The organism is Bradyrhizobium hereditatis (assembly GCF_020329435.1).
Lineage (GTDB): Bacteria > Pseudomonadota > Alphaproteobacteria > Rhizobiales > Xanthobacteraceae > Bradyrhizobium > Bradyrhizobium hereditatis.
The window spans coordinates 80653-93721 of sequence record NZ_JAGKJK010000006.1; the positions used below are offsets into that span (position 1 = coordinate 80653).

Consider the following 13069-nt stretch of genomic DNA (forward strand, 5'->3'; position numbering starts at 1 on the left):
ATTGTCCAAAATCGCTCCCAACAAAGGGGAGGCTTCGATGATCATTGTCGATTCCCAGGTTCATGCCTACGAGGCGAACACTCCGAAACGCCCCTGGCACAGCGTGCCGAACTGGCCCGCTCACGTCACCGGCGACGAGATGGTGGCGGCGATGGACAGGGTTGGTGTCGACGGGGCCATCTTCATCTCTGCCTTTTCGCTGTACCGCTACGACGCCAGTTATGCCGTGGAGGTGCAACGGGCGCATCCTGGGCGGATGGCGATCGTGAAGCCGGTCGATCCGGATGATCCTGATGTCGCAGACGTCGTCGCGGAGTGGAAGAAGACGCCGGGTGCGGTCGGAATCCGCATCATGCTGACGAAGGAGATGGGGCGCGGGCCTGATCACCCCGGGCTCGAGCGGATTGCGCGCGCGGCCGTGCGCCATGATTTTCCAGTCAACCTGCACTGCTGGGACAATCTGGACGCGGGGACGGCGCTGATCGATCGCCATCCCGATACGCGATTCATCATCGATCATCTCGGTATCCTGCAGCCGCGCGTGCCGCCGGCGCCGGCCGAACCCTGGGCCGCGCTGCCGAAAGTGTTGGACCTCGCCAAGCGGCCAAACGCCGTGATCAAGGTCAGCGGCGCCTGCACGCTGTCGCGTGAGCCGTATCCATTCAATGACATCTGGGACCCGCTCGCACGCGTGTTCGACGCCTGGGGTTTCGAGCGCTGCCTATGGGGCACGGACTGGACGCGGGCGTTCGCCGTCGTCAATTATGAGCAGGGCGTCGAGCCGTTCCTCAAGACAAGCCGTTTGAGTGATAGCGAGCGGGCCATGCTGATGGGCGGTGCCTGCATCAAGGCTTATGGCTGGTCGCCGAAGAAGGGATAGAGACGAAGAACGTATGGCGGATTAGCTCTACTGCGTCATGGCGGCTCAAACCCCCTCATCCTGAGGAGCCCGCGGACCGGGCGTCTCGAAGGATGTAGGCCACAGACGGGGCCTCATGGTTCGCCCGGCGATGCGGAGCATCGTCCGGAGACGCGCTTCGCGCTCCTCACCATGAGGGTCTCATGACGCAGTACGATTAGCGTAATCCGCCGCTGCATCTGCGGTAAGATGGCGGATTACGCTTTCGCTAATCCGCCCTACGATCACTCGGGAGGAAACGATGGAATTTCGAATCTTCGGTCGCACCGGATTGCAGCTCTCGATCCTCGGCTTCGGCTGCGGCGCTGTCGGCGGTTTGATGGTACGCGGCGATGCGGCCGATCAGGAACGCGCTATCGCGCGAGCGATTGGCTCGGGCGTCAATTACTTCGATACTGCGGTGCAGTACGGCGATGGCGAATCCGAGAAGAACCTCGGCCGCGTTTTGCAGCAGCTGAAACCGAAGGGCGTGGTCGTCGGCACCAAGGTCCGCTTGCAGCCCGGCGACCTCGGCCACATTGACGACGCGGTCAGAGCTTCGCTCGAAGGCAGTCTTTCACGGCTACGTCTCGGCAGCGTCGACATCTTTCACCTGCACAATCCGATCACCAGGGAAGGCGGCGGGCCGGCGCTGAGCGTCCGGCAGGTGCTTGACGAGGTGGTCCCGGCATTCGAGCGCCTGCGCCGGCAAGGCAAGATCAGGTTCCTCGGGCTGACGGCCCTCGGTGATACGGCGGCGCTGCATGAAGTGATCAACGCCGGCGTCTTCGACAGCGCGCAGGTCGTCTACAACATGCTCAATCCGTCTGCGGCCGACGCATTGCCGCAAAACTATCCGGCGCAGGATTATGGGCGGTTGTTCGATGCGACCAAAGCAGCGGGCGTCGGCGTCGTCGGCATCCGCGTGCTGGCTGGCGGCGCGCTGTCGGGCTCGGCCGAGCGCCACCCGATCGCGGGACCGGCGCCCGAGCCGCTCGGATCGGCGATGAGTTACGATGCCGATATCGATCGCGCGCGCCGCTTGATGCCGCTGGTGGAGGAAGGGTTTGCCACGAGCTTGACGGAAGCCGCGACGCGGTTCGCGCTGTCGCATCCGGCGATGGGCACCATCCTCGTCGGCATGGCGACGCCGCAGCAATTCGAAGACGCGCTCGCCGCGGTTCAGAAGGGTCCGCTGCCGCAGGAGGCGCTTGATCGGCTGGCGGCGCTGCGGCAGGCGTTTTCGGGCGAGGCACGATGATCAAGCGTAGGGCGGATTAGCCGACAGGCGTAATCCGCCGTTGCATCCACAAACACGATGGCGGATTACGCTGCCGCTAATCCGCCCTACGCCGACGCCGAACATCGCGGGCCGCGCCCGGGACACGGACCTACAGCGCCACCACGATCTTGCCGAGGTGCTTGTTGGCTTCCATGTGCTCGAACGCCTTGCCGATCTCGGCGAACGGATAGACCTTGTCGATCGGCAGTTGCAGTTTTCGCGATTCCACCGCGCCCCAGATGTCCTTGCGGACCTCGTCAAAGATCTCGCGGATCTCCTCGATGGTGCGGGTGCGGAAGGTGACGCCGATATAGTTGATGCGGCGGGCGGCGTGGAGGTCGAAATTGAAATCGGCGTGGGTGCCGCCGAGCCGGCCGACATTGACGATGCGGCCCTTGATCTTGGTGGCGGCGAGATTCTGGTTCGCGACCTTGCCCGAGATCTGGTCGACGATCAGATCGACGCCCTCGCCACCCGTCGCTTTCAGCACCTGATCGACCCAGCCGGGATCGCTGGAGTCAATTGCGAGATCGGCACCGAACTCCTTCAGGCGGCCGCGGCGCATCGTATCCGTCGAAGAGCCGATGACGAGCTTGGCGCCCTTGAGCTTGGCGATCTGCATCGCCATCAAACCGACGCCGGAGCTGGCGCCCTGGATCAGGACGCTTTGGCCCGGCTGCAACGCGCCGTTGGTGACGACGGCGTTATGCATGGTGGTAATCGCGACGGGGAGGGTGGCGGCTTCCTCGAAATTCATGTTCGAGGGCGCGCGGAACAGCCGGCGGTGGTCGGCCAGCGTGTATTCCGCGAAAGCGGCGGTGCCGGAGCCCATGACCTTGTCGCCGACATTGACGCCCTTGGCGTCGGGGCCAAGTTCAGCGATTTCGCCGGCCCACTCCATGCCGAGCACGGTGCCAACGCCGCCGGCCGAGCCATGCACATGGCCCTTGGTCATGCCGAGGTCGGCGCGGTTGAGACCGCAGGCATGGACCTTGACCAGCACCTGCGCGCCCTTCGGCGTGGGTTTTGCGACGTCGGTGATTTCGGCGCCGCTGGCGCCGTAGACATAGGCTTTCATGGGTTCTTCTCGTTTCTGCTCCCTCTCCCGCTTGCGGGGGAGGGTTGGGGTGGGGGTGGCGCCGCGAGTTACACTGTTCGTGTGGAGAGAGTTTCCCCCACCCGGATCGCATCTTCCGATGCGATCCGACCTCCCCCGCAAGCGGGAGAGGTGAAGCGAGTTTGCGGCGCGCCGGCCCGCTATTCGGCGGCCTGGCGCTGGCGCTGCGCACCCGACATCATGCCGCCGAGGCGGCTGGTGATGATCGCTTCCGCTTCACGCACGATGCGCGATACCAATTCGGCGCAGGTCGGGATATCATGAATCAGGCCCTGGACCTGGCCGGCCGACCAGATGCCTTCATCGGCATCGCCTGTCGCATAGACCATCTTGCCGCGGGCGCCGGCGACGAGCTCGCGCACATCCTCGAACTTCGCACCGGCCTTCTCCATCGCCACGACCTTGGTCGAGATCGCATTCTTGGCGACGCGCGAGGTGTTGCGCATGGTGCGGAAGATCAGCTCGGTCTCGCGCTCGTCATTGGCGACGATGCGCTCCTTCACCAGCTGATGGATCGGGCTCTCCTTGGTGCACATGAATCGCGTGCCCATGTTGATGCCTTCGGCGCCGAGCGCGAGCGCGGCGACGAGACCGCGGCCGTCGCCAAAACCGCCCGAGGCGATCATCGGGATCTTGACCTTGTTGGCGGCGGCCGGGATCAGGATCAGGCCGGGCGTGTCGTCCTCTCCGGGATGGCCGGCACACTCAAAGCCGTCGATCGAGATGGCGTCGACGCCCATCCGCTCCGCCGACAGCGCGTGACGGACGCTGGTGCATTTGTGGATGATCTTGATGCCATGCTTCTTGAATTCGTCGACATGCTCCTGCGGCTTGTTGCCGGCGGTCTCGACGATCTTGATGCCGGCCTCGATGATGGCCTGGCGGTATTCGGCGTAGGGCGGCGGCTTGATCGCGGGAAGGATGGTGAGGTTGACGCCGAACGGCTTGTCGGTCATATCGCGGCAGCGCGCGATTTCCTTGGTGAGGTCCTCCGGCGTCGGCTGCGTCAGCGCGGTGATCAGCCCGAGCGCGCCGGCATTGGCGACGGCTGCGACCAGCTCGGCACGGCCGACCCATTGCATGCCGCCCTGGACGATCGGGTGCTCGACGCCAACGAGTTCGGTGAATCGCGTCTTGATCATGTCTGCCCTTTGTTTCCCCGGCACGGCCGCGACGGCGCGCGCACGTCATGTTGTGAGATTTCGCCGGGCAGGATGCCGCCACCCCCCGCAAAAGTCTACCGGGGGCGGGCGATGATCAAGGCAACGCCATCATGCAAAAGCGCCGCGTGGTTTCCGCAATGCGGAACATGCCGATCTCATTCTCTGCCGTTTGCATCGGCATCGCTCATGGAGAGTTTCATTTTCCGATCGAACCGTTTCCGGCTGCGATAGAACAACAGAGGCCTTGCAGGGTTTGCTAAAGATCGAGCTTGAGTTCGGCCGACTGTGCTCTCAAAACGATGATGGACCATAAGTGGGAAAAACCAAGAAAGCCCGTGCTGCTGGCGCGATGAAGAAAAGCAAGGCTTCACCGCGCTCTGCGATCTCCTCTTCCTCGCCGCTCGGCATGCTGGCGCTGCATCTCCTCGAACAATGGAGGAAATTTGGCGACGGCATCGTATTCCTTGCCGAAAATGAGAACAGGGCGGAGCGCCTTGGCAGCGTACTCCATTCGCTCGACCGTTCGCTCGACGTGCTGGTGTTTCCGAGATTGAACACCTTGCCATTCGATGGACTGGAACCGTCCCGAGAGATCGCCGGCAGACGGAGTTCGGTATTGCGGCGTCTCGCCAAAACGAAGAAGCCCGTCTTCCTCGTGTCGACGGCAGAGGCGATCATGGAGCGGCTGCCGTTGCCGACGAGTTGGGGGCACCTCAGCGTGAGCCTGAAGGTGGGCTCGAGATATGCCGAGCAGGATCTGCAGACCCGTCTGGAGGCTCTGGGATACGATCTCGACGAAGAGGCGGAATATCCGGGAACGGCACTGTTTCATGGCAAGACTTTCGAGATTTTTCCGGCGGGCGCTCTTGGTCCATTCCGGGTCGAGCATTCCGGTGGAGCGATCCGCAAAATTGTCGCCGTCGACCCGCGAGAGCACGTCATGTTCGAGGCCAAGGAGCTGCTCGTCGACCCGATGTCCGAGCGCCTTGCATTGGAAGGCAAGCGCGGAAAGCGGGCGACGCTGCCGGATTACTGCGGTCGAGCGCGATGGATCGGCGACGCAGCAATTCCAGGCCATGCCGATAGCTGGCTGAGCACGATCGAGGAGGCGGCCGGTCGCAAGGAAGTGGAACGCGAGTATTTGGGCCGTGGGGACTGGAAAAAGCTGGCGCGACGTATGACCGTGCTGCCTCGCAAGGCGCCTTTCACGGCGACGCCCGACTTTTCCAAGCTGGCGGCGTCAAAGAAGGCTCTTCGCGCATTCGTCGCCGACACGCAACGCGCCGGATCGCGACTGCTTTTCGTCGCGGCGGTCGAGGACGACCTGCGCGCAATGGAGCGTATGAGCGGGATCAAGGCGGAGCGTTTCGCCGATTGGGACGAGGCGAAGGCAGGACGAAGTCGCGAGGGCGCGCTTCTGGCCGACTTCGACGCTGGCTTCGTCGGTTCTGGCCGGAAACCTCTCGTCGTCGTGACGGCGTCCGATGTGCTCGGCAGCAGAGCCCATCACCCGCAGCCGATGGCCAGAGCCTGGACCGCGGCTTTCGATCACCCTGATGTGCCGGAGAGGGGTGCGATCGTCGTTCATCTCCAGCGAGGACTGGCTTTGCTGGACGGCTTGCAGACCCTCGACATGGGGAAAGGGGCTGCCCGCGAGATGGTCAGGCTCGAGTTCGCGGGCGAGGATGCAGTTCTCATTCCGCCCGCCGATCTCTCCCTGGTCTGGCCTTACGCGGCGGAGCTCGGCAAGCTGACGCTGGACAAGGCTGACGGAAGCACGTGGTGGGGAAGACGCGGCGAGGCCGAGCGGGAAATCCAAATCGCGGCCAAGGAGCTTGCCAAGCATATCGCGCAGCGACGTCGCCGGCGCGCTCCCAAACTGATGGCTCCGGGGCCGGCCTACGAGAGGTTCGTCGCGCGCTTTCCGTATTTCACGACGGTTGACCAGGCGAGGGCGATTAAGGAAGTTCTGGACGATCTCGCGTCCGGCCATCCCATGGATCGGGTCGTCTGCGGCGACGTCGGCTTCGGCAAGACCGAGGTTGCCTTGCGGGCGGCCGCGGCTGTCGCGCTGTCAGGCAAACAGGTCGCCATCGCAGTACCGACCACCGTTTTGGCCAGGCAGCACGTCGCGACCTTCCGCAAACGGTTCGGACCGCTCGGTATCGAGGTGGGTAGCCTGTCGCGGGCCACGTCGGCTCCGGAAACGAGGGAAACGAAGGAAGGGCTGCGTCGCGGCAAGCTGAAGGTCGTGGTCGGCACGCAGGCTCTTGCTTCGAAAGACGTCAGGTTCGCCGACCTTGGGCTCGTCATCATCGACGAGGAACAGCACTTCGGGGCGGCGGAGAAGGCGAAACTTTCTGGTCTGGCGAAGGGCGTCCACACGCTTTGGATGAGCGCCACGCCGATACCGCGCACGCTGGCCGCAGGCCTTGCAGGCTTCAGGGATCTCAGCGTTATCGCGACACCGCCTGTTCACCGGCTGCCCGTCGTCACCAAGGTCGCCCCGCTATCGGACGCCGCCATCGCCGCCGCATTGCTGCGCGAGCAAAGGCGTCACGGACAGAGCTTCTTGATTTGTCCCCGCATTCAGGATTTGGAGCCGATGTTGGCGCGGGTGCAGTCGGCGGCCCCGGATCTGCGCATCGTTTGTCTTCACGGCAAGTTGCCCGCCGACGAGATCGACGACCGAATGATGAGCTTCGTCGAAGGCGAGGCGGACGTTCTTCTGGCGACCAATATCGTGGAGAGCGGCCTCGACATTCCCCGGGCCAACACCATTGTCGTCTGCTGGCCCGAGAAGTTCGGTCTGGCGCAACTCCATCAGCTCAGAGGTCGGGTGGGACGAGGCGGCACGCGCGCCTTCGCGCATCTCTTGACCGAGTCAAATTCGGAACAATCCGAAAAACGTCTGGCCGTTCTGGAAGAGTTCAGCAAACCGGGCGCGGGCTTCGCCATCAGCGAGCGAGATCTCGACCTCAGAGGAGCGGGAGACCTCTTCTCGGAGCGGCAGTCCGGCCATGTGCAGGTTTTCGGTCCGGTGCTCTACAGCCACCTCCTGAAGCTGGCCTCGGAGAAGACCAGCGACAGGGCAGCCGATCTCTGGGTGCCCGATCTGAATCTGCCGCTCGCGGATATGCTGCCTACGAGCTACGTGCAGTCGGAAGCGATGCGCCTCGAAATCTATGGTCGGGTCGCCAGGTGTCGGAGCGAAGACGATCTGGAGGAGTTGGAAGAAGAAACCGCGCGCCGTTTCGGCCGGCTGCCGCCGGCGGCGTGCGATTTCTTCGCCGCGGCAAGGCTCAGGCTCAATTGCAAGCGTCGGGGTATCGTCAGACTCGACGTCGGACCGGAGGCCGTCGCCGCGACGTTCCTGCCCGGCCGGCTACGTAAATCCAAATCTAAATCGAATTCGAAATCGCTCGAACGCGATGGCGATCGCGTCGTCTATGCCAGCAAGGGGAATGAGAAGCCGTTCGAGCGGGTCGAGGAGTTCTTCGAGAGGCTGGACGAGTAGGAGGGCGCTGCTCCCTCTCCCGCTTGCGGGGGAGGGCCGGGGTGGGGGTATCTTCGCGGGCGACGCTGCCCGATCTAACCAAAAATCATGACGCTCTAGAGCCTCCTTCGATGAGCCTCTACGTCACGGCGACTGCAGCATCGCGCGGCGCGGCGGCTCCGTTCGCCACCATGCTCTCATTCAGTTTCTGATTGACGATCTGGACCGTGCGGTCGATTTCGGCGTTGGGTACGCCAAGCTGATGCGAAATCAGCTTCACCAGGAGGTCGACGCGCTCGATGAACGGCGTGCCGCCAGCGACTGCCCGGGCCGCCGAAGAGGGCTTGAGAAGGCTTTCCGCCGCTTTGGCGTATTTCTCGAAAGGTACCTGATCCGCAGGGTTCGCGCCCAGACGCTGGGCGATGGCATCGACATGGTCATAGATCGACTGTGAGAGATGGATGTCGCCGTGCACCGCGTCGCGGATCGATCGCGGCTCTTGCGGCGTGATGCACCGGTAATTCCCCGTCAACAGCATCGACCATTTGGCCAGAGGGACGAACACTGAATCGAACACTTTCAGCTTCACCGGAACGTCCTGTCCATCCAGCTTCACCGCATCGATATCGGCTTCGAGCTGGCGAAGCAGCAGATTATGTTTCTCATCCGCGAATGACGCGGCCTTGAAGTTTGTCGGCAGGCCGACATGAAGAACATTTGCCGCCTCGTCCGGTGGACGGAAGGCCTGCGGATCAGGGGAGCAGAGCGACACCAGACCAGGCTCGAACCGCTCCCATACCGCAGCATTGGTATAGGCCTCCTCCAGCTCCATTGTCGCAAGCGCCGGGATCCTCTTGAGATAGGGCAGGGGCGGCATGTTCATGATCGAAAGGCAAGGCAGCTTCGCCTCGGCGATGTTGACCATCAGAGCCTGAATCGCATGGTCGGCGTATTGCGGCTCCTGCATCGCCAGACCAACCAGATCGTAGCGCGAAGGATCGACGTCGGCGGGCTCGACCGCGTCCAGGATCCCAGGCAGGTCGCGTGAAAAGATCGGCCGGTGGGTCGCCTCATCGCGCAGCTTGATGCGAACTTCGGTGCCCTCGCGATTGATGAGTTGTGCCGTTTGCTTCCGGCAAACCAGGGTCACGTTGTGACCTGCCATCAAGAGCTTTGTCGCCAGCAACGAGCCATACGAGGCTCCGAGGATCAGAATGTTACGCGCCATGCGCCCTCCCACAGATGATGTTTTCCGGCGCGCGCCACCGCGCCGGCGCAGATTTGCGAGCGCCTGCTTTGCGACAGGAGTTGATTCGAATATTGCGTTGCGACGCCGGCTTCCTTGGGAGCGCAACCCCCAAAGAAGCCGGCGCAGTTCGAAGCAACCGTCAGGCGGCGTAGACGGTCTCTTTCGCAGCGCTGGCGCTGGCCTCGTCATCGAATGCGGTCGAAATATCGCGCATGCTGATGACGCCGATCAGGCTGTAATTGTCGATGACGGGGAGGTGACGGATGTGCTCGCGGTTCATCACGCGACGAACCTGCTCGAGCGTATCGCTTGGCTTGCAGGAAATGAGCTGCTGCACGGAGACGAACTGCGAGACCTTCATGTTCGCGCCGGCCGCGCCATACTGGGCGATCGCGCGAACCACGTCGCGCTCGGTGAACATGCCGACGGGCGTGTTGCCTTCGGTGCGGACGACATCCTTGACGACCAGCGCGCTGATGTTGCTGGAGCGCATCAGTTGCGCGGCAACGGCGACGGTCTCGTTCATGCGAACCGTTGCGACACGGGCGGCTTTCTTGCGCAGGATATCTCCGACTTGCATGGCAACCTCCTTGGTGTGAATTATTACCTGCAAGTCTGGTATACATAATGCCAATTGTCAACACGCGCGGGAGCAGAAATCTTTCGCGGCATACGAGATAAATAGGCAGTATTACTGACATTTTTCCGAAGGGTTGCTCGGGTGGGCAGAGGCGCACAACGGAAGGTAATCCGAAAAAATCGCTCAGGTATACCAGTTGGGTCAGGGCAAAAGAAAACGCGCCCATCCCGTAAGGATGAGCGCGTCTCTTTCGCTTAAGTGATCGTGTGGGATCAGGCCGCGCTTTGCGACTTCGCGACCACTACCTTGCGCCAAGGCTTGAGCACCGCAATCGCCAGCAGCGAGGCCAGGATGTTGGCGCCGGCCGCGACGATGAACACGGTGTCCCATGTACCCGACGACTGCTGCATGTAGTTCGCAACCGGCACCAGCAGTGCCGCGGTGCCCTTCGCCGTGTAGAGCAGGCCGGCATTGGTAGCCGCGAATTTCGAGCCGAACGTGTCCGTGCAGGTCGACGGGAAGAGCGAATAGATCTCACCCCACGCGAAGAACACGAAGCCTGACAAGAGCACGAACCACACCGGATCGTGGCCGAGCATATAGAGACCCCAGATGCCGATGCCTTCCATGCCGAATGCGATGAACATGGTGTTCTCGCGGCCGATCATGTCGGAGATCCAGCCGAAGAAGGGGCGGGTCAGGCCATTGAGGACGCGATCGATGGTGGCTGCGAACGTCACCGCCGTCATCGTCACCGCCATCAGCGTCACCGGCACGCTGTCGACCTTCCAGTCGACCGCGATCGGCTTGAGGTTGGCGGTCACCATCAATCCGCCGGCGCCGACGATCACGAACATGAAGTACATCAACCAGAAGATCGGCTGACGGATCACTTCGGTCGGCTGATAGTTGCGCCGGGTCTGGATTACGTTGGTGTTCTGCACGGTCGGCACTTGTCCGGCCTTCGGCGAGAACATCAGGAAGGCGAGGATGACGATGATGATGCCTTGCCCGAGACCGAAATAGAGGAAAGTGGTCTGGAAGCCGGAATCCTTGATCATCGCCTGGATCGGCGCGACCGTCAGTGCCGAGCCGGCGCCGAATCCGGCAGCCGTGATGCCGGCGGCGAGGCCGCGCTTGTCGGGAAACCATTTCAGCGCGTTGCCGACGCAGGTGCCGTACACGCCGCCAGCGCCGATGCCCGCGATGATCATGCCGAGATAGTAGCCGTTGAGCGTGGTCGCGTGGGCGTTGATGGCCCATCCGATGGCGCAGAGGATGCCGCCGATCAGGACGACGATGCGCGGGCCGTATTTATCGACGAACCATCCTTCGACCGGCACCAGCCAGGTCTCGAAGAGCACGAACAGCGTGAATGCCCACTGGATCGAGGCGCGATCCCATCCGAATTTTTGCTGAATGTCGGGGACGAAGAAAGTCCAACCGTATTGGTAATTGGCGATCATCACCATTGCCGCGACGCCGATGACCAATTGGGTCCAACGATAGGCATCGCTTACTCGAGCTGCCTCGACGGGGGCCGCTCCGTGCACTGTATCCGTCATCTTCCCTCCATAGGCTGTTCTATCAATACCCGACAGCTCCGGGCGCGGAGTTTGGTATATGTTATGCCAGTAGACAAGAGGGAATTTTGGTTGGCCCACCGCAATTCGACTGCGCGCGAAAGATGCTGCAAAAGCAAAAGGGCCGTGCATTTCATAGCACGGCCCCTGATCGAGATAAAAAGGTGTTTGATATTATGGCGATAACACCTGCTTGTCGTTATGCGGTCGCGCCGCGCAGGCGCGTATAGCCTTGCTGGATCGCCGACCAGAACAGCGCAATCAGACCTAGGACCATGATCGAGCTGACCAGCGTATTCGAGAAGAATATGCCAAGCGAGCCCTGGGATCCCAGCAATGATTGCCTGAATGCCTCTTCCGCCTTGTCACCGAGCACGATGGCGAGCACCAGCGGGGCGAGGGGATAGTTGGCTTTCTTGAGCAGATAGCCGATCACACCGAACACCAGCATCAACACCACGTCGAACGTAGAGCTGTGCACCGAGTAGGCGCCGATCGCACACAGCACGAGAATGAGCGGCGCGATGATGCTGAAGGGCACGCGGAGGATCGCCGCGAAGACAGGCACGCAGGTCAAGACGACGAGCAGACCGACGATATTGCCGAGATACATCGAGGCAATCAGGCCCCAGACGAATTCCTTCTGCTCGACAAACAGCATCGGCCCGGGCTGCAGGCCCCAGATAAGGAGGCCGCCGAGCAGCACCGCGGCTGTCGGCGAACCTGGCACGCCGAGCGAAAGCATCGGCAACAGCGCCGCGGTGCCGGCGGCATGCGCCGCAGTTTCCGGCGCGACCACGCCTTCGATTTCTCCCTTGCCGAAATTGTTGCCCTTCTTGGCCACACGCTTGGCGATGCCGTAGCTCATGAACGAGGCGGGTGTCGCGCCGGCCGGCGTGACGCCCATCCAGCAACCGATCAGGCAGGAGCGCAGCGACGTGATCCAGTAAGCCGGCAGCTCCTTCCAGGTCTGCAGCACCACGCGCAGATTGATCTTGGCATTACCGCCGCGGAAGGCCAGTCCTTCCTCCATCGTGAGCAGGATCTCGCCGATGCCGAACAGGCCGATGACGGCGATGAGGAAGTCGAAGCCGTTCAGCAGATGCGTCATGCCGAAGGTCAGCCGGAGCTGTCCAGTGATGGAGTCGAGGCCAACGGCGGCAAGCGCGAAGCCGATCATCATGGCGGCGATGGTCTTGAACGGCGGCTCCTTACTGAGGCCGACGAAACTGCAGAACGCCAGGAAGTAGACGGCGAATTTTTCCGCCGGTCCGAACTGCAGCGCAAAACTTGCAACCAGCGGCGCCACCAGCGTGATCATCACCACGGCGAACAGGGCGCCGACGAACGATGAGGTGAAGGCCGCGGTCAAGGCTTCGCCGGCTTTGCCCTTTTGCGCCATCGGATAGCCGTCGAATGTCGTCGCGACCGACCATGGCTCGCCGGGTATGTTGAACAGGATCGAAGTGATCGCGCCGCCGAACAGCGCGCCCCAATAGATGCAGGAGAGCATGATGATGGCCGACGTCGGCGACATGCTGAATGTCAGCGGCAAAAGGATAGCGACGCCGTTGGCGCCGCCCAATCCCGGAAGAACGCCGATCAGAACGCCGAGCACGATGCCGACGACCATCACCATGATGTTGAATGGTTGCAGCGCTACAGCAAAGCCGTGAAAAAGATTGACGAGTTCTTCCATCG

The 13069-nt window shown here is 62.4% G+C and carries 9 protein-coding genes; 3 read left to right on the forward strand and 6 right to left on the reverse strand.

Translation table 11 applies throughout. The features are described 5' to 3' along the window. Window positions 1–37 precede the first annotated feature (37 nt). Complete coding sequence (locus J6524_RS15575) at window positions 38–880, forward strand: amidohydrolase family protein (protein ID WP_225671976.1); 843 nt, start codon at window positions 38–40, stop codon at window positions 878–880. 280 nt (window positions 881–1160) lie between these two features. Next, window positions 1161–2159 carry an aldo/keto reductase gene (locus J6524_RS15580; protein ID WP_225671978.1) on the forward strand — a complete coding sequence of 333 codons (999 nt, stop codon included), beginning with the start codon at window positions 1161–1163 and terminating at the stop codon, window positions 2157–2159. Window positions 2160–2289: 130 nt separating this feature from the next. Here the strand turns inward: J6524_RS15580 and J6524_RS15585 are convergent, their stop codons facing one another. Both J6524_RS15585 and J6524_RS15590 read right to left on the reverse strand, forming a co-directional pair. Then, window positions 2290–3258 carry a quinone oxidoreductase family protein gene (locus J6524_RS15585; protein WP_225671980.1) on the reverse strand — a complete coding sequence of 323 codons (969 nt, stop codon included), beginning with the start codon at window positions 3256–3258 and terminating at the stop codon, window positions 2290–2292. 179 nt (window positions 3259–3437) lie between these two features. After that, entirely contained in the window at window positions 3438–4439 is a 1002-nt protein-coding gene (locus tag J6524_RS15590; protein WP_225671982.1) for an NAD(P)H-dependent flavin oxidoreductase, read from the reverse strand. A 427-nt stretch (window positions 4440–4866) separates the two neighbouring features. On the opposite strand from J6524_RS15590, the gene J6524_RS15595 reads away from it, so the two are divergent. Beyond that, window positions 4867–7977 carry a DEAD/DEAH box helicase gene (locus tag J6524_RS15595; protein ID WP_225672562.1) on the forward strand — a complete coding sequence of 1037 codons (3111 nt, stop codon included), beginning with the start codon at window positions 4867–4869 and terminating at the stop codon, window positions 7975–7977. Between the two features lie 118 nt (window positions 7978–8095). Here J6524_RS15595 and J6524_RS15600 read toward each other — a convergent pair whose 3' ends face one another. The 4 genes from J6524_RS15600 to J6524_RS15615 all read right to left on the reverse strand — a co-directional run bounded on the left by J6524_RS15600 (window position 8096) and on the right by J6524_RS15615 (window position 13067). Continuing rightward, window positions 8096–9184, reverse strand: a complete 1089-nt coding sequence (locus J6524_RS15600; RefSeq protein ID WP_225671984.1) for a ketopantoate reductase family protein — start codon at window positions 9182–9184, stop codon at window positions 8096–8098. 160 nt (window positions 9185–9344) lie between these two features. Further along, window positions 9345–9785: a CBS domain-containing protein gene (locus J6524_RS15605; protein WP_225671986.1), complete on the reverse strand. Its 441-nt coding sequence runs from the start codon at window positions 9783–9785 to the stop codon at window positions 9345–9347. A 272-nt stretch (window positions 9786–10057) separates the two neighbouring features. Then, complete coding sequence (oxlT, locus tag J6524_RS15610; protein WP_225671988.1) at window positions 10058–11350, reverse strand: oxalate/formate MFS antiporter; 1293 nt, start codon at window positions 11348–11350, stop codon at window positions 10058–10060. Between the two features lie 217 nt (window positions 11351–11567). Beyond that, window positions 11568–13067: a tripartite tricarboxylate transporter permease gene (locus tag J6524_RS15615; protein ID WP_225671990.1), complete on the reverse strand. Its 1500-nt coding sequence runs from the start codon at window positions 13065–13067 to the stop codon at window positions 11568–11570. Between the last annotated feature and the right edge of the window lie 2 nt (window positions 13068–13069).

Excerpts from the sequence above, each read along its gene's own strand:
- J6524_RS15615 (WP_225671990.1), bottom strand. The coding sequence starts at position 13,067 with ATGGAAGAACTCGTCAATCTTTTTCACGGCTTTGCTGTAGCGCTGCAA.
- oxlT (WP_225671988.1), bottom strand. The coding sequence starts at position 11,350 with ATGACGGATACAGTGCACGGAGCGGCCCCCGTCGAGGCAGCTCGAGTA.
- J6524_RS15575 (WP_225671976.1), top strand. The coding sequence starts at position 38 with ATGATCATTGTCGATTCCCAGGTTCATGCCTACGAGGCGAACACTCCG.
- J6524_RS15605 (WP_225671986.1), bottom strand. The coding sequence starts at position 9,785 with ATGCAAGTCGGAGATATCCTGCGCAAGAAAGCCGCCCGTGTCGCAACG.
- J6524_RS15600 (WP_225671984.1), bottom strand. The coding sequence starts at position 9,184 with ATGGCGCGTAACATTCTGATCCTCGGAGCCTCGTATGGCTCGTTGCTG.
- J6524_RS15580 (WP_225671978.1), top strand. The coding sequence starts at position 1,161 with ATGGAATTTCGAATCTTCGGTCGCACCGGATTGCAGCTCTCGATCCTC.
- J6524_RS15590 (WP_225671982.1), bottom strand. The coding sequence starts at position 4,439 with ATGATCAAGACGCGATTCACCGAACTCGTTGGCGTCGAGCACCCGATC.
- J6524_RS15585 (WP_225671980.1), bottom strand. The coding sequence starts at position 3,258 with ATGAAAGCCTATGTCTACGGCGCCAGCGGCGCCGAAATCACCGACGTC.
- J6524_RS15595 (WP_225672562.1), top strand. The coding sequence starts at position 4,867 with ATGCTGGCGCTGCATCTCCTCGAACAATGGAGGAAATTTGGCGACGGC.